17 protein-coding genes and 1 tRNA gene are annotated in these 15,182 nt (G+C 52.7%); 6 read left to right on the top strand and 12 right to left on the bottom strand.

Translation table 11 applies throughout. The features are described from left to right. Positions 1-53: 53 nt before the first annotated feature. The 5 genes from AB8818_RS11080 to AB8818_RS11100 form a co-directional block, all read right to left on the bottom strand. Complete coding sequence (locus tag AB8818_RS11080; RefSeq protein WP_028014298.1) at positions 54-1,469, bottom strand: sugar porter family MFS transporter; 1,416 nt, start codon at positions 1,467-1,469, stop codon at positions 54-56. A gap of 313 nt (positions 1,470-1,782) precedes the next feature. After that, positions 1,783-2,544, bottom strand: a complete 762-nt coding sequence (gene kduD, locus AB8818_RS11085; RefSeq protein WP_116341857.1) for a 2-dehydro-3-deoxy-D-gluconate 5-dehydrogenase KduD — start codon at positions 2,542-2,544, stop codon at positions 1,783-1,785. Between the two features lie 63 nt (positions 2,545-2,607). Continuing rightward, positions 2,608-3,444, bottom strand: coding sequence for a 5-dehydro-4-deoxy-D-glucuronate isomerase (kduI, locus tag AB8818_RS11090; RefSeq protein WP_163329626.1), 837 nt, complete (start codon positions 3,442-3,444; stop codon positions 2,608-2,610). 235 nt (positions 3,445-3,679) lie between these two features. Then, a complete protein-coding gene (locus AB8818_RS11095; protein ID WP_116341861.1) occupies positions 3,680-4,858 on the bottom strand; it encodes an acetyl-CoA C-acetyltransferase in 1,179 nt (392 codons plus the stop codon). Positions 4,859-4,951: 93 nt separating this feature from the next. Then, entirely contained in the window at positions 4,952-5,818 is an 867-nt protein-coding gene (locus tag AB8818_RS11100) for a LysR family transcriptional regulator (RefSeq protein ID WP_192982587.1), read from the bottom strand. Between the two features lie 104 nt (positions 5,819-5,922). Here AB8818_RS11100 and AB8818_RS11105 point away from each other — a divergent pair, with 104 nt between their 5' ends. Both AB8818_RS11105 and AB8818_RS11110 read left to right on the top strand, forming a co-directional pair. After that, positions 5,923-6,384, top strand: coding sequence for a multidrug/biocide efflux PACE transporter (locus AB8818_RS11105; protein ID WP_116341865.1), 462 nt, complete (start codon positions 5,923-5,925; stop codon positions 6,382-6,384). A 119-nt stretch (positions 6,385-6,503) separates the two neighbouring features. After that, positions 6,504-7,733: an amino acid permease gene (locus AB8818_RS11110; RefSeq protein ID WP_192982590.1), complete on the top strand. Its 1,230-nt coding sequence runs from the start codon at positions 6,504-6,506 to the stop codon at positions 7,731-7,733. 36 nt (positions 7,734-7,769) lie between these two features. Here the strand turns inward: AB8818_RS11110 and AB8818_RS11115 are convergent, their stop codons facing one another. Further along, positions 7,770-8,240, bottom strand: coding sequence for an Lrp/AsnC family transcriptional regulator (locus tag AB8818_RS11115; protein ID WP_061097185.1), 471 nt, complete (start codon positions 8,238-8,240; stop codon positions 7,770-7,772). 114 nt (positions 8,241-8,354) lie between these two features. Here AB8818_RS11115 and AB8818_RS11120 point away from each other — a divergent pair, with 114 nt between their 5' ends. Beyond that, complete coding sequence (locus AB8818_RS11120) at positions 8,355-8,966, top strand: LysE family translocator (protein ID WP_192982593.1); 612 nt, start codon at positions 8,355-8,357, stop codon at positions 8,964-8,966. A gap of 27 nt (positions 8,967-8,993) precedes the next feature. On the opposite strand, the gene AB8818_RS11125 is transcribed toward AB8818_RS11120, so the two are convergent. Beyond that, positions 8,994-9,266: a GNAT family N-acetyltransferase gene (locus tag AB8818_RS11125; protein WP_192982595.1), complete on the bottom strand. Its 273-nt coding sequence runs from the start codon at positions 9,264-9,266 to the stop codon at positions 8,994-8,996. Between the two features lie 10 nt (positions 9,267-9,276). Continuing rightward, the gene (gene yjdI, locus AB8818_RS11130; RefSeq protein ID WP_032660181.1) at positions 9,277-9,507 is read right to left on the bottom strand and encodes a 4Fe-4S mono-cluster protein YjdI; all 231 of its coding nucleotides are present in this window, start codon (positions 9,505-9,507) and stop codon (positions 9,277-9,279) included. 287 nt (positions 9,508-9,794) lie between these two features. On the opposite strand from yjdI, the gene AB8818_RS11135 reads away from it, so the two are divergent. Then, positions 9,795-10,190: a hypothetical protein gene (locus tag AB8818_RS11135; protein ID WP_192982598.1), complete on the top strand. Its 396-nt coding sequence runs from the start codon at positions 9,795-9,797 to the stop codon at positions 10,188-10,190. Positions 10,191-10,249: 59 nt separating this feature from the next. Here AB8818_RS11135 and AB8818_RS11140 read toward each other — a convergent pair whose 3' ends face one another. Together AB8818_RS11140 and AB8818_RS11145 are read right to left on the bottom strand one after the other, a co-directional pair. Continuing rightward, positions 10,250-10,864 carry an outer membrane beta-barrel protein gene (locus AB8818_RS11140; RefSeq protein WP_192982601.1) on the bottom strand — a complete coding sequence of 205 codons (615 nt, stop codon included), beginning with the start codon at positions 10,862-10,864 and terminating at the stop codon, positions 10,250-10,252. A 94-nt stretch (positions 10,865-10,958) separates the two neighbouring features. Continuing rightward, on the bottom strand, positions 10,959-11,588 hold the full coding sequence (locus AB8818_RS11145) for a helix-turn-helix domain-containing protein (protein WP_163329632.1): 630 nt from the start codon (positions 11,586-11,588) through the stop codon (positions 10,959-10,961). Between the two features lie 537 nt (positions 11,589-12,125). On the opposite strand from AB8818_RS11145, the gene AB8818_RS11150 reads away from it, so the two are divergent. Continuing rightward, positions 12,126-12,935 (top strand): LecA/PA-IL family lectin, encoded by an 810-nt coding sequence (locus tag AB8818_RS11150; protein ID WP_116341879.1) that lies wholly within the window; start codon positions 12,126-12,128, stop codon positions 12,933-12,935. A 620-nt stretch (positions 12,936-13,555) separates the two neighbouring features. Here the strand turns inward: AB8818_RS11150 and AB8818_RS11155 are convergent. After that, a tRNA-Gly gene (locus AB8818_RS11155) sits at positions 13,556-13,629 on the bottom strand. An 80-nt stretch (positions 13,630-13,709) separates the two neighbouring features. Continuing rightward, entirely contained in the window at positions 13,710-14,453 is a 744-nt protein-coding gene (actS, locus tag AB8818_RS11160) for an amidase activator ActS (protein WP_116341885.1), read from the bottom strand. Positions 14,454-14,616: 163 nt separating this feature from the next. On the opposite strand from actS, the gene idi reads away from it, so the two are divergent. Further along, complete coding sequence (gene idi / locus AB8818_RS11165) at positions 14,617-15,159, top strand: isopentenyl-diphosphate Delta-isomerase (RefSeq protein WP_116341887.1); 543 nt, start codon at positions 14,617-14,619, stop codon at positions 15,157-15,159. Positions 15,160-15,182 lie beyond the last annotated feature (23 nt).

A 15,182-nucleotide genomic window follows, 5' to 3' on the forward strand; every position in this document is an offset into this window, starting at 1 on the left:
AGCATCACGCTAACAAAACGCCGGGTGGCGCTGCGCTTACCCGGCATTACCCCTTACACGCCGATATTTCGCAGTTTCTCCCCGCTCATCAGCTTGCGTTCAATATGCTCCAGCGTCACGCCTTTGGTTTCTGGAATTAGCCAGAATGTGACGCCAATAAATGCCACGTTCAGCACCGTGTAGAGCCAGAAGGTTCCCGCCGCGCCAATCGCATCCAGCAGCGTCAGGAAGGTCGCGCCGATGATCATGTTCGATACCCAGTTGGTGGTGGTGGAACAGGTGATACCAAAATCGCGACATTTCAGCGGCTGAATTTCAGAGCACAGGATCCACACCACCGGCGCGGCGCTCATCGCGTAGCCAGCGATGCACATCATGGTCATGCCCACGGAGAGCCATGAGAGGCCACTGGACGCCGTGCCGTTATCAAACTGCATCAGGCAGTAGCCGAGGATCAGCGTACCGAGCGCCATCACGCTGAAGCCAATTTTCAGCGCTGGCTTACGTCCGGCTTTATCGACGGTGAACACCGCAATAAAGGTGGCGAACATAAAGGTGAGCCCCACCACCAGCGTGGCGATCATCTGCTGTTCTGTGGTGGTAAAGCCGGCCATTTTGAAGATGCGCGGCGCGTAGTACATGATGATGTTCATCCCGGTGAACTGCTGCATCGCCTGGAGCAACATGCCAAGAAATACCGCGCGGCGCACGTTGCGGTTAGCCTTGAACAATGACCAGCCGCCCTGCTTCAGCTTCAGGCTTTCGCGGATCTCGTTCAGCTCTTCACGCGCTTTCTCAGACGTGTCGCGCAGCATACGCAGCACCTCTTCCGCCTCCACGTGACGCCCTTTTTGCGCCAGCCAGCGCGGGCTGTTCGGCAGGAAAATCACTAATACAATCAACACAACCGCAGGCAGCGCCAGCACACCGAGCATCGCCCGCCAGTTACCGCTGTAGCTGAAGTACGTATCGGACAGGAACGCCAGCACGATGCCCAGCGTCACCATCAGCTGGTACATGCTGATCATCTTGCCGCGCACGTTCTCGCTCGCCATTTCGGAGAGATACAGCGGTGCGGTGTAGGAGGCGATCCCCACCGCCACGCCCAGCAGCACGCGGGAGAGCAGCAGCACTTCAACGTTGGTGGCAAACGCCGAACCAATGGACCCGGCAACAAACAGGACCGCCCCGACCATCAGGCTGTATTTGCGCCCGAGGCGGAACGAAAGCCAGCCGTTAAACAGCGCGCCGATGGCCGCGCCGAGCATCATGCTGCTCACCACCCACTCCTGCAGGCGGTTACTCAGCGTAAAGTGATCGGTAATAAACGGCAGCGCACCGGCGATAACGCCGATATCCAGGCCAAACAGTAAACCGGCCACGGCTGCCGCAATGGAGACAAACTGGTTCATGCGGCGGGTATCGCGCAGCGCAGCGGGCATCAGGGTAGAGTCATTTATAGATGTCATATTTTTCCTGCCTCAACAGCAAAATTCGTTAAGTGAAATTACGAGATAGCGGGGAAAAGTGTCAGGCCGGAATTCGTGAAGATATGGATTATTTCGCTATGGCATAGCGATCTGTGATGGACATTACAATTTCAACTAATGCTGGATAATCACCTTATTTTACTAATACCTTAATTTTTCAGTAATAAAAGTGTGATGGCGGTCATCTATGATTTTTCAGTATGGATTTTTCGTGTTTATCAATATGGACTTTGGAAAATTTTAAGCAAAAAAAACCTCCGCCGAAGAGCAGAGGTATTTGTCATTAGTGGGTCTATCGCGCCAGCCAGCCGCCATCAACCGCGACGGTATAACCATTGATATAGTCCGATGCAGGGGAAGCCAGGAACACAACCGGCCCCATCAGATCGCTCGGAAGCCCCCAGCGGCCAGCCGGAATACGCTCAAGGATGGCCGCACTGCGCTCTTCGTCCGCCCGCAGCTGCTGGGTATTGTTAGTGGCCATATAGCCCGGCGCAATCGCGTTGACGTTGATGTTGTGCTGCGCCCATTCGTTCGCCAGCAGGCGGGTCACGCCCATCACCGCGCTTTTTGACGCGGTGTAAGACGGCACGCGGATGCCGCCCTGGAAGGAGAGCATCGAGGCGATATTAATGATTTTGCCGCCTTTCCCCTGGGCGATGAAGTGCTTCGCCGCCGCCTGAGACATAAAGAACACGCTCTTGATGTTCAGGTTCATGACGTCGTCCCAGTCGGTCTCGCTGAAGTTAATCGCGTCTTCACGGCGGATCAGCCCCGCGTTGTTGACCAGAATGTCGATATGGCCAAACTCCGCCACGGCGCGATCCAGCAGGTCCGGAATGGCGTCGATTTTACGCAGGTCGGCGGTCAGGCTGAGAAAACGACGGCCCAGCGCGGTCACGCGTTCAATCGTTTCCGTGGGCTCAACAATGTTAATCCCGACGATGTCGCAGCCCGCTTCCGCCAGGCCTAACGCCATCCCCTGGCCCAGCCCGGTGTCACAACCGGAAACCACAGCCACTTTACCCTGCAGAGAGAATGCATCCAGAATCATGTTTGTTCCTTACTCTTTCAGCGCCTGTCACCAACAGGCAGATTGATACTTAGCTGCCCGCGACTAGCGCAGATCCTTAACAGCGACGTGGTCCATGTCATCGAAGACCTGGTTTTCTCCAACCATACCCCAGATGAAGGTATAGGCTTTTGTCCCCACGCCGGAGTGAATAGACCAGCTGGGTGAAATGACCGCCTGCTCGTTATGCATGACGATATGGCGCGTCTCCTGCGGCTGTCCCATCATGTGGAACACGCAGGCATCGTCGTCCATGTTGAAGTAGAAGTAGACTTCCATGCGGCGCTCATGGGTATGGCACGGCATAGTGTTCCACAAGTTGCCCGGAGCCAGTTCAGTCAGCCCCATGCTGAGCTGGCAGGTTTCCAGCACATCCGGAACGAAGTATTTATTGATGGTACGGCGGTTGCTGGTGAGGTTATCGCCCAGCGTCACGGGCGCAACGTCCGCTGGCGTCACTTTTTTGGCTGGATAAGCGGTGTGCGCGGGGGCGCAGTTGTAGTAAAACTTTGCGGGCTTAGTGCCGTCGATGCTGGCAAAAACCACCTCTTTCGCCCCTTTGCCGACGTACAGCCCGTCGCGGTGGCCAATCTCGTAGCACTGGCCGTCCACGGTAATCGTGCCCGGCCCGCCGATATTAATCACGCCCAGTTCACGACGCTCCAGGAAGTAGCTGACGCCCAGCTGCTTGCCCACTTCGCCGCCCACTGAGACGGTTTTCGCCACCGGCATAATGCCGCCCACAATAATGCGGTCGATGTGGCTATAGACCATGGTGTACGTGTCGGCTTCGAACACCTGCTCAATTAAAAACTCGCTGCGCAGCCCCTGAGTATCCAGCGTTTTGGCGTGCGCGCTGTGAATGCTTTGTCTGACGTCCACGGTAACCTCCAGATGTGGTCATTCCCGAAAGAAGAAAATAAACGAAACAGCGTTCCGTTTTTCATTATGAGCACATACTAGCGGCAGAAAATAGGCTTTTCAACCCAACTTAAAACAACGTTTCATTTTTTATTTTATTTATAGCGGAAATGACGTTCGGATCACGATAAATACGCCAGGCAAAAACAGCGCCATAAAAAAACCTCCCGAAGGAGGTTTTTTTAATGAGGTAAGATTAGCGCTCGATGGCCAGCGCCACCCCTTGTCCGCCGCCTATACAGAGAGTAGCAATCCCTTTGCGGGCGTTTCGCTTTTTCATTTCGTGGACCAGGGAGACCAGGATTCGGCAACCGGACGCACCGATGGGATGCCCCAGCGCAATGGCCCCGCCGTTCACGTTGACCCGCAGCGGATCCCACTCCAGCATTTTGCCGACCGAGATCGCCTGCGCGGCAAAGGCTTCGTTCACTTCAATCAGATCCACATCAGAAAGCTGCCACCCTGCGCGATCCAGGCAGCGGCGGGTAGCGTAGACCGGCGCGATCCCCATTAACGCAGGATCCACGCCCACGCTGGCAAATGCCTTAATGCGGGCCAGCACGGGGAGATCGAGTTCAAGGGCTTTGCTTTCACTCATCATCATGACGGCCGCGGCGCCGTCGTTAATGGAAGAGGCATTTCCCGCCGTGACCGAGCCCTGGGTCTCAAACGCGGGATTCAGTCTTGCCAGGCCTTCAGCACTGGCATCGGTGCGCGGCTGTTCATCGGTATCTATAACGATAACCTCACCGTTCTGACGCTGCGTGCTGACCGGGACAATCTCGTCGCGAAAACGACCGGAATCAATCGCGGCACGCGCTTTTTGCTGCGAACTTAGCGCATAGGCGTCCTGCAGTTCGCGGCTGATGCCGTACTCGCGCGCCAGATTTTCTGCCGTCACGCCCATATGATAGTCGTTGAACGCATCCCACAGCCCGTCATGCACGAGGCTGTCGAGCAGCTGGCTGTTGCCCAGTTGCGCGCCGGTACGGCTGTCGGTCAGAACGTGCGGCGCGCGGCTCATGTTCTCTTGTCCGCCAGCAATAACCACATCCGCTTCACCGCACTGAATGGCCTGGGTGGCGAGATGCAGCGCTTTTAATCCTGAACCACAGACGTCGTTAATGGTGATGGCGGATACGGTATTGGGCAACCCGCCCTTCAGCGCCGCCTGGCGCGCAGGGTTCTGCCCGGCTCCGGCCGTGAGAACCTGCCCCAGGATCACTTCATCAACTTCATGTGCGGCGATCCCGCTACGTTCCACCAGCGCTTTAACTACCACGCTGCCCAGGTCAACCGCCGAGTGACGCGCAAGCGCTCCCTGAAAACAGCCGATAGCCGTACGCAACGCACCCACTATTACGACATCTTTCATCACGACCTCTGTGTTAAATGACATGACGATAGTAGAGGATTGTTACTGGCAATTATCTTAATTGTTTAAAAATAGTGAGTTTAATCACAAGGATTAGCGCGCATCCTGCAGATACTGCCGCAGCCAGCTTCCGGCAACGCCGGGCGGGGATCGTTTATTCCACAGCAAATCGATGCCGATCGCCCTTGGCCAGCCGGGAACATTGAGCTGTACCAGCGATTTCGCCGCGGCGAATTCATCCACCAGCGCGCACGGCAGCACGCACCAGCCGAAACCCTGGACGGCCATACTCAGCAGTAACAGGTAGTTCGGCGCTGACCAGACGGGCCCCCGAGCAATCTCAGCCTCGCGCTCAAGGTAGGTGCTGAGCCTCAGCTCCCGCCAGCCGTGCAGCTCGTCGCTCTGTACCTCGTGTTGCCCGGCGAGCGGATGCGTGGTCGCGACATATATCGCCATTCGGGTCTGCACCGGCAGCCGGGTGGCGCCAATATCCGTAGGATAACAGTCTCGCGCTTCCGTCAGACCCACCTGCGCGCGCTCCTTTTGCAGCAGATCGATCACGTCTTCTTCCTCGCCAATCAGACATTCGAATTCCGTATGGGGAAAGCGGGCGTCAAACTGCTTCATCAGATCTTCCAGCACGTCCGGGTTGAGGGTATCGGAAAGGACAAACGTCAAACGCGCTTCGGTTCGTGCCGTTAACGACACCGCCAGCTCATCAAGCCGCGTGCTGGCGGCGAGGATGGCCTGCACGTAGCCCAGCACCTGTTCCCCCTGGACCGTTAGCACCGGCTGCCGCGCCGAGCGGTCAAACAGTTCGAAACCCAGATCGGCCTCAAGATTGGCAATGGAGGTGCTGATCGTCGACTGGCTTTTACGCAGCCGGCGCGCGGCAGCAGAGAAAGAGCCTGCCGCAACGGTCTCAACAAACGCGGTAAGGGCTTCAGGTGAATAGCGCATAACCTATCTACTTTATCGATGGATACCATCTTTAATATATCAGCTTTAGCGATAAAAATAGGCTGCATCAACGCCCATACCGGCGAATTAATGAGGTCTACACTATGCAACACCAGGATGTACTCCAACGTAAGCTGCCGGAGCGGATCTTCCACGCTGTCTGTTTCGAAGGGATTGCCACGGCAATTCTCGCCCCGACGGCGGCGTGGCTGATGCAGCGCTCCGTGGTGGAGATGGGCGGGTTAACCATTATCCTGGCTACCACCGCCATGCTCTGGAACATTATCTATAACTTCGGCTTCGACCGTTTCTGGCCTGTCCAGCGCGTAAAACGTACGGCAAAAGTGCGTGCGCTGCACGCGCTGGGGTTCGAATGTGGGTTTATTGTGATTGGCGTGTCGATTGTCGCCGCCGTGCTGGGCGTGACCTTGCTTCAGGCATTTACGCTGGAAATAGGTTTCTTCCTGTTCTTCCTGCCGTACACCATGTTCTATAACTGGGCATACGATAACCTGCGCGAGAAATTTCTTAAGCGCCGCCAGCAACGACGCGCTCTGGCAGGCTAAACTCACGCTGGCCGGACGCCCGTTCCGGCCAAACTCCGTCGAAGCAACTGCGCTCTTCAGGCATAACTATGGTAAATTGCACGCCATTCTGATGGTTTGTTAGTTGAAACGTTGCTCTAATGTCGAAAATTTGGTCAAAAGATGAGACTCTCTGGAGTTTCGCTCTCTATGGCACGGCCGTGGGCGCAGGAACGCTGTTCTTGCCCATTCAGCTGGGCTCCGCAGGCGCTATTGTCCTGTTTATCACCGCCCTTGTGGCCTATCCGTTAACCTACTGGCCGCACCGGGCGCTGACGCAATTTATTCTCTCTTCAAAAACAAAAGGTAATGAAGGGATCACCGGCGCCGTCTCCCACTACTATGGTAAGAAGATTGGCAACCTGATCACCACGCTCTATTTCATCGCCTTCTTTGTGGTGGTGCAGATATATGCGGTGGCCATCACCAACTCGTTAACCGAACAGCTGGCGAAACACCTGACGGTAGATATCGTCGTTCGCGTGCTGGTCAGCCTGGGCGTGGTGCTGGTTCTGAATCTGATCTTCCTGATGGGACGGCATATCACAATAAAAGTGATGGGCTTCCTGGTGTTTCCGCTGATTGCCTATTTCCTGTTTGTCTCGCTCTACCTGATCGGCAGCTGGCAACCCTCGCTGCTGACCAGCCAGATGGCCGTCGATCGCCATACGCTGCACCAGGTTTGGATTTCGATTCCGGTGATGGTGTTTGCGTTCAGCCATACTCCGATTATCTCTACATTTGCCGTTGACCGTCGCGAGAAATTTGCCGACGGCGCCATGGATAAATGCAGGAAAATCATGAAGGTGGCGTACCTGATCATCTGCCTGAGCGTGCTGTTCTTTGTCTTCAGCTGCCTGCTCTCTATTCCACCGTCGTATATTGTAGCCGCCAAAGAGCAAGGGGTAACGATCCTGTCCGCGCTGTCGATGATGCCTTCTTCACCGGCGTGGCTGGGTATTTCCGGCATTGTGGTGGCGATTGTTGCGATGTCGAAATCGTTCCTCGGCACCTATTTTGGGGTGATTGAAGGGGCGACGGAGATCGTGAAGTCGTCGCTAAATCAGATCGGCGTAAAAAAAAGCCGCGCCTTCAACCGCGCGCTTTCCATTATGGGGGTGTCGTTAATCACCTTTGCCGTCTGCTGCATTAACCCGAACGCCATTTCGATGATTTACGCCATCAGCGGTCCACTTATCGCCATGATTTTGTTTATCATGCCGACGTTGTCGACGTATCTGATCCCCTCCCTGAAACAATACCGTTCCATTGGCAGCCTGCTGACACTGATCGTCGGCGTGCTATGCGTGTCGGTGATGTTTGTGGGCTAAACATACTCATGCCCGACATTCTGTCGGGCATGCCTCTCAGTCTCGCCCTGCTGACTCCAGCGGAAAAGGTCTGTCCTGCACTACCGTTTTCATGACAAGCGTAGAGCGAAGGTGCTGCACGCCAGGCATGGCGGAGAGTTTCTCGTCATAGAGTTTCTGAAAGGCCGACAGGTCGCGGGTCACAACGTGCATCAGATAATCCGGATCGCCAAACAGACGCTGTGCCAGCACGATCTGTGGGATCTCTTCTACCGCCTCTTCAAACGCGCTTACCGCCTTTCGGTCACCCTCTTTTAGCGTCGCAAACACTATCGCCAGAAAGTTAAAGCCCATTTTGGCGGGGTCAAGGCTGGCACGGTATCCCGTTATGGCCCCGCTTTGCTCCAGCGCCCGGACGCGACGATGGCACGGTGAAAGGCTCAGATTCACCCGTTCAGCCAGCTCGGTAAGGGATAAGCGGCCATCGGACTGCAGCTCCGCAAGAATTTTTCGATCGATGCTATCCATGTGGAAGATTTTCTCATTTTGACGGTGTTATGAGCATAACATTGAAAGCCTATTTCGCAGGGTTAGCGATATTCTTTTTCTCAACTTTGACGCACTGCAGGAGTCTTCAGGACGATGGAAATGAGTATTGTGGCCGGCTTTTGGGTGGTTTCGTTTCTGCTCATCATGACGCCTGGCGCCGACTGGGCCTACGCCATTAGCGCCGGGATTAACGGGCGGCGCGTGGTGCCGGCGGTGATGGGGTTGATGTCCGGGCATCTGTTAGCCACGCTGATCGTGGTGGCTGGCGTAGGCGTACTGATTGCCCAACATCCGCTGGCGCTAACCGGGCTGACCATTGCGGGGGCCGTGTATCTCCTGTGGCTTGGCATTACGCTATTACGTCACCCCGCCGCGCCGGAAAAGGCCACCCACCACGCGGGAAACTGGAAACAGTGGGCGGTGAAAGGGCTCTGCATTAGCGGCCTTAACCCGAAAGTTTTTTTGCTTTTTCTGGCGCTGCTTCCGCAGTTTACAGACCCTGCAGGAAGCTGGTCGATAGCGATGCAGATGTCCGCGCTTGGCGTGATGCACCTGATCACCTGCACGCTGGTCTATCTGCTGGTGGGGTATGGTTCGAGAGCGGTGCTGGCGACCCGGCCACAGGCGGCGCGTCTGGTGAGCATGGCATCGGGCGGGATAATGGTGATGATCGCGTTGATATTGCTGTTTGAACAGATGAGATAAAAAAACACCGGCCATCGCCGGTGTGTTTTACGCCCGAATATCGTCATATTCCCGCGTGTTATCAAATTCATGCTTCGCAAACGGGCACAGCGGGATAATTTTGCGGTTCTCACCGCGCATCTTCTCAACCACTGTCGCCACCAGCTGCTTGCCCACACCCTGCCCCTTCAGGCTCGGATCGACATCGGTATGCTCAATAATGCTCAGGTGCTCGCCGGTCGGCACGAAGACAATCTCAGCGACCTGATTGCCGTTCGCATCGTTCACGTAAAACTTGTTGTGGCCTTCCAGAATATCCATGGTTCCTCGCTTATTTTTGGCGGTACTTCAGCGCACCGCTCGGGCAGGTATCAATCACGCGTACAACCGTTTCCACGTCCACTTCATCAGGAACAATCCACGGCTTACGCTTCAGATTAAACAGCTTTGCGCTCCCACGCACGCAGTTACCGGAGTGTTTGCAGATCCCGGTGTTGAAGTAAACGTCTATTTTCTCGCCGGTATAGGCCCGGTAGCCTGCATCCAGTAGTTCTTTATCCATGACATTGCCTCTGTAATTATTCTCGTGCTGAATGAAGCATAGCCTTATGGGATCCCGATAGCTATCACGCTAAAAACGAAAAGCCAGCTCGCAACACTTTTCGCCGGATTGCGCCCCCCTGCGTACATCGGTGGGTGCGCATACTGGCTGTTTTACGCATTAAGCGTGATCCGACATTCTGTTACTGAGTATCCCCGGTGAGATGTTTAAAATTAAACAAGTTTAATCTGAAGATGAGCCTGTCGTTTACGATAATGTCCGCTCTGCTTATTTAACATGAGTTACCCATGAAGACACGGCCATTATTACTGACTCTGCTCAGCCTCAATTTATTAACCGCCTGCAGCGCTTCTGAGCCAGATAAGGTTGAACAAATACACCATCTGCAGGTCCCGCTAGTTTTACCGGGAGAAAAACCGCCTGCCGTTCCGACATCACATATAGCTGCACTTTATGAAGAAAATAAAATACAGATAAATAAAATAGCAACACAGCTGAAATCACAGTATTTACAGCACGCCACCGCAAAGGATATTTTCACCGAAGATAGCCCCGTTCAGCCGGTCTACGCCTCGCTGACAAAACTGGAACAGCTGGAAATGATTAATCAGCAATACCTGAAAGATAAAAATATTACCGGTCTGCAAAAGATTAAACTTGCCCTTCAGCCTTTAGTCACTTAAATACCAAAAAGCCCAACTGCTGAGCAGCTGGGCTTTTTTAATTGAGAGGCTAACAACGATTAATCGTGCTGTCCGAATCGCCATGTCAGGCCTGCCGTTACGGAGCTTACGTCGCTGCTGACGCCAATCTGGTTGGCGTTACCCACATTGCTTACCCATTGATATTCCAGGCGGCCAGCCAAATTTTTGTTGAACGCATACTCCGTCCCCACTGCGGCAAGCGGGCGAATGCCTGTATCAAAACGATTGTGACCACTTACATCAGATTCTGCGCGATACGCCATCGCCCCGGCACGCCCATAGATATCCCAGCTGTCGGTCACGGCATAGCTTGCTTTTAAGGACATCTGCAGCCCCTGGCTTTTCATTTGTGCGCCCGCACTATGGTTACCTTTCATCTGCATATTTCCTAAATAATCATAACCACCTTCTACTGCGAGCCAGGGTGTCATCTGATAGCCAGAGTAAACCCCACCGCCGACGTTATCATGATCGATATTATACTGGCTTGAGCCATTGTTATTATCGCTCGCTTTAGAACCTGTGCTGGCGTCAAAATAGTGTGACCAGCCAAATTTAGCCCCGCTATACCATGTACCTGTATCCGCAGCTGCAAATGCAGCCGTTGCAGTGAACGCGTTAGCAATAATTAATGCAAAAAGTGTCTTCTTCATACGAATCCCGTTTACTCTGCTAAATATTATCAGTGAGCAAACGATATAGACAAACGAGAACAACGTGAAATGCTTTTCTGTTTAATTTTAAATTTTAGAACGACTCAGGTAAATTTCCCACTTCCAGTAAATAACCGCCGCGCTTAAACGCAATATATTGACCTTGCTTAAGCGCCGATAATACGTTGAGAATGCTGCTGCGTGAAAGAAGCGTACGATCCTGAATATATTCCAGAATGCTCGTCCGCATACGCGCCTCTTCGGGAAGTAATATCATCTCCTGCAGATAGCTACGAATCACGGAATAGGTACGTTGCTGCACGACCTGCGCATCACGATAAATCAGATACGCCGTATGATACGACAGTAAGGCCGCAACGTCTTCCCAGACGCCCTTTTCACGAAATAGCGCAGCTGCTTCATCTGCATCAGCACGTAAAATTATAGACTCTCTTTCTGCACGTAAAATATGCCCTTGTGTCGGCTGGATCATCTCGGCAATGCCGAACAGATGAGGCTCGAAAACGGTCACTAAGAGCAGTCCATCAGAGGCCCGCAGCAGCGAAAGCTCCCCGTCCTGAAAAAGGTACATCTGCTGGTGGCCTTTGTGTTTCCAGGTGATCCGCTTGCGCGGCGCGAGCTTCACTTTTTCTGCCACTGGCTCAAGGATCGCCGTCAAACGTTCAATGGATTGTTCAGGCCGAACAGGAGGTAAAATATTCATAACACAGCCTTTTAGCGTTGGGTAATGGCCAGTATAGACTACAACAGTCATTGATCAGACAAGTATGAGGGGGAAGTGATATCAGATAGAAAAACATGAGTAAAAAGAAACTCTGTTTATTTTTGAATTTTCCATCAAGAACGTCGGTAATAGGTAACTGATATTTGTTGGTGCTTGCTCTAATACCTATGAAAACACTGGGGAGAAAAGACTATTAAAACCTGAACAATCTTTTCTTCTTACACATCACTTCATTAAGATTATTCCTAATAAAACAACAAATATTTGTTGTTTTTTAAATAATTACGAAATATCAAGCCGAAACAGGCCGTTCCAGCTTTTGAATTGTATATACAGCCTGACTATTCTCTTTCGAGCCGAAAACAATCCGGAAATCAATATGTGTTAAGTGTAATACATATAGATTCATTTATTCGCTTTATCAGGCTGTTAGCCGATGTGAGTCATTAAAAAACTCATTTCGCAAGGACTATCTTTCAATGGCGAAATTGTACGCCACTCTCACAGGAGTCAGACATGAGCGCAAATTTAATCTGGTCAGGAAAAGTTGATGCAAAAAGTGCCGAAGGGATAAATACAGGCCTTTCCCTCAAACGAGGGGAGATCATTACGATTCTGGCCGATGGCTGGGCCAAAAATGGTAGCGAAACTTTTGCTCTGACCGCGCCACAGGGACGTATTCCCAGAGAGGGCGAACCGCTAACGATACGCAATCCTTCACTTCTGGCACGGATTGGGAGTGAAATATATCCGGTTGGCAACCATAAATATCGCTGGTCAATTCCTGCTGAAGGTATTCTGACGCTGATTTATGCCGATGGTAAAGACCAGTACAAAGACAACTCGGGCGAATTCAGCGTTGAAGTGTATCGCGAGGCGGATATTACAGCGACGACAGCACCGTTTGAAGATTTAACCAACTTTGAACGTGATAACTGGAATAGCTGGCAGGCGGGACCTGCCGGGCACGATCTTTACCTGGTTGACGCCAGCGCCCGCGCCGTCGAGTTTATTACCAGGCCCAATAAAAATCATGCCGGAGAGATCCTCAAAAAGACGCTGACAGGTCTGACTGCCGGGCATGAATATACCTGGACGCTGAAAGCTGCGCGCATAATCGGAAAATATGAAGCGCCAAAAATTTCTCTCCGTGCGGATGGCAAAGACATCTCCGCACCGCTGGAGCTGAAGCAGGCGAATGAATGGGTAACCCTGAGCGGAAAATTCAAAGCCACGGGCAGTCAGGCTGAACTCGCGGTAGTCAGCCATGTTACAGCAAGTATGGGGAATGATTTCAGAATTAAGGAGCTAAAAATTAAGGGATAATCTACAGGAGTGTCGGTCTGCTATTCGGCATGAATGCTGGATGGCAGTTCGATGTTCAAAACAGGATTAAAAAATTGTGTAGCGCACATGATCAACATATGCGCTACACCAACAGGCAATAAACACACGGCATTACTCTTTATTATGTTGTATACCCTCTCAGTATCGGCTGTGATTAGAAACAAGACGCGTCTCGATTAACGCCACCCTGAAACACAGCACGCTTTCGGTTAGGGTATCTGAGCGGAAGTAACACACTAACTTCATGCCTAATAAACACCAGTGGGGTAATATCGGTTCTGAATACACATTCAGGGCTGCATATTCACGTAATCAAAAAGAACATGGTGCCTGCAAAAGCGCACCATGAAAGAGCCATAATCTGCAATTAGCAAAGCACATCCTTGTTTAATTAAAAGGCAACGTAATTGTACTGCCGGTATATCGCTAAACGATACAAGACCTGTCTGGTTAATTCAGGGGGCAGCAGATCATACCTCTTATTGGTAAACGTCGTTCAATTGTTGAACGATAACAGACAACGTATGTTAAGTAAGTTGTTGATAGCGAAACACATTTAAGCCAATTTTGGGTGGTGTTTTGCAACAAGGGGAGAGATATGGAGCGGGCGAAGGGAATCGAACCCTCGTATAGAGCTTGGGAAGCTCTCGTTCTACCATTGAACTACGCCCGCTTTGAGGTGCGTAAGGCATTATAGACCTTACGCCTTTTCATACAAGCCTCTTCACCACTAAGTGGCGATTAAATAATCACTTAGCACTTCGGTTTGCTGCCGGGCGCAGGAAGATAACGCTGCGGATCGATGGCCGTCGCTTTATAGCGAATCTGGAAATGCAGCTTCACCGAGTCCGTTCCCGTGCTGCCCATCGTGGCAATCTTTTGCCCCGCCTTCACGTTCTGCCCGTTGTTGACCAGCATCGTTTCGTTATGCGCATAGGCCGTGATGTAGTCTTCGCCGTGCTTAATCATGATCAGGTTACCGTAGCCGCGCAGCTGGTTACCGACGTAAACCACCTTCCCTGCCCCGGAGGCATAAACCGGCGTACCGCGCGCAGCGGCGATATCAATACCCTTGTTACCACCTTCAGAGAGTGAGTAAGGAGCAACAACTTTACCGCTGGCAGGCCAAATCCAGCAGCGCTGTCCAACCGGCGGCCATGACGATTGCGGTACCTGATAGGACGGCGTCACTTTGGCGGTTTTGCCTTTCGATGAAGATTTTTTGCCCGAGGACGAACTACCGTTCACCTTCAGCTTTTGTCCCACTTCGATGGTGTACGGCGGAGAGATGTTATTCAGGCGCGCCAGATCCTTCACGCTGGTCCCCGTTGCGCGCGAAATCCGGTACAGCGTATCCCCGCGCTTAACGGTATAAACCGAACCGGAATAGCTACCCATATCCGATGATTTGCTCCCTGAACAGCCTGCCAGGAATAGCGTCAGCGTCAGGCAAAAGATGGCGATGATGGGGTTTCTCGTCAGGCTTCCTGCAAACAAAACAGATCCTCGGTCAGCGTGAATGGCGCACTATGATACCAGCCCGGAGAGATATGGGTCAGCCCTTTTCCGCTCCAGGAGACAAACCGTTCGTATAAGAATGCCGTATAATGTTCCCTGCTGATGGTGCAAAACCATCCGCATCGTTGGCACTGGAGCATGAATGAGTATTCAAGAACACGTTATTTTGGTAAATGACCAGGGAATGGTGATTGGCACTCAGGAGAAGTACGCCGCGCATACTGCCCAAACCCCTCTGCACCTGGCGTTCTCATCCTGGCTCTTTAACGCCGAAGGCGAATGTCTGGTCACACGACGCGCGTTAAGCAAAAAAGCCTGGCCGGGCGTCTGGACGAACTCCGTCTGCGGGCACCCTCAATCCGGTGAAAAGACGGAAGAGGCGATTATCCGCCGCTGCCGCTATGAAGTCGGTGCTGAAATCACCGCGATTACGCCTGTCGCCTCCGAGTTTCGCTACCGTGAAACCGATCCTTCCGGCATCGTGGAAAACGAAATTTGCCCGGTCTTCGCGGCACGCGTTACCAGCGAACTGTGTATTAATCACGATGAAGTAATGGAATTTGAATGGGTCAGGCTGGAGTCGTTATTCCGCGCGCTGGACGCCGCGCCCTGGAGCTTTAGCCCGTGGATGGTGCTGGAAGCAACCACCGCACGAGAGGCGCTGAGAGCGTTCGCGGCGCAATAAAAAAGCCCCTTTCGGGGCTTTTT

The sequence above is a fragment of the Enterobacter sp. KB-280D8 genome, from assembly GCF_041399405.1.
Taxonomy (GTDB): domain Bacteria; phylum Pseudomonadota; class Gammaproteobacteria; order Enterobacterales; family Enterobacteriaceae; genus Enterobacter; species Enterobacter cloacae_N.

What these genes read in the sequence shown, in the direction of transcription:
- kduD (WP_116341857.1), bottom strand. Translation starts at nt 2,544, where the DNA reads ATGATTCTGGATGCATTCTCTCTGCAGGGTAAAGTGGCTGTGGTTTCC.
- yjdI (WP_032660181.1), bottom strand. Translation starts at nt 9,507, where the DNA reads ATGGATAAAGAACTACTGGATGCAGGCTACCGGGCCTATACCGGCGAG.
- AB8818_RS11100 (WP_192982587.1), bottom strand. Translation starts at nt 5,818, where the DNA reads ATGCGCTATTCACCTGAAGCCCTTACCGCGTTTGTTGAGACCGTTGCG.
- AB8818_RS11125 (WP_192982595.1), bottom strand. Translation starts at nt 9,266, where the DNA reads ATGGATATTCTGGAAGGCCACAACAAGTTTTACGTGAACGATGCGAAC.
- AB8818_RS11145 (WP_163329632.1), bottom strand. Translation starts at nt 11,588, where the DNA reads ATGAATATTTTACCTCCTGTTCGGCCTGAACAATCCATTGAACGTTTG.
- AB8818_RS11115 (WP_061097185.1), bottom strand. Translation starts at nt 8,240, where the DNA reads ATGGATAGCATCGATCGAAAAATTCTTGCGGAGCTGCAGTCCGATGGC.
- idi (WP_116341887.1), top strand. Translation starts at nt 14,617, where the DNA reads ATGAGTATTCAAGAACACGTTATTTTGGTAAATGACCAGGGAATGGTG.
- AB8818_RS11120 (WP_192982593.1), top strand. Translation starts at nt 8,355, where the DNA reads ATGGAAATGAGTATTGTGGCCGGCTTTTGGGTGGTTTCGTTTCTGCTC.
- AB8818_RS11095 (WP_116341861.1), bottom strand. Translation starts at nt 4,858, where the DNA reads ATGAAAGATGTCGTAATAGTGGGTGCGTTGCGTACGGCTATCGGCTGT.
- AB8818_RS11150 (WP_116341879.1), top strand. Translation starts at nt 12,126, where the DNA reads ATGAGCGCAAATTTAATCTGGTCAGGAAAAGTTGATGCAAAAAGTGCC.
- AB8818_RS11105 (WP_116341865.1), top strand. Translation starts at nt 5,923, where the DNA reads ATGCAACACCAGGATGTACTCCAACGTAAGCTGCCGGAGCGGATCTTC.
- AB8818_RS11110 (WP_192982590.1), top strand. Translation starts at nt 6,504, where the DNA reads ATGTCGAAAATTTGGTCAAAAGATGAGACTCTCTGGAGTTTCGCTCTC.
- AB8818_RS11140 (WP_192982601.1), bottom strand. Translation starts at nt 10,864, where the DNA reads ATGAAGAAGACACTTTTTGCATTAATTATTGCTAACGCGTTCACTGCA.
- AB8818_RS11135 (WP_192982598.1), top strand. Translation starts at nt 9,795, where the DNA reads ATGAAGACACGGCCATTATTACTGACTCTGCTCAGCCTCAATTTATTA.
- AB8818_RS11080 (WP_028014298.1), bottom strand. Translation starts at nt 1,469, where the DNA reads ATGACATCTATAAATGACTCTACCCTGATGCCCGCTGCGCTGCGCGAT.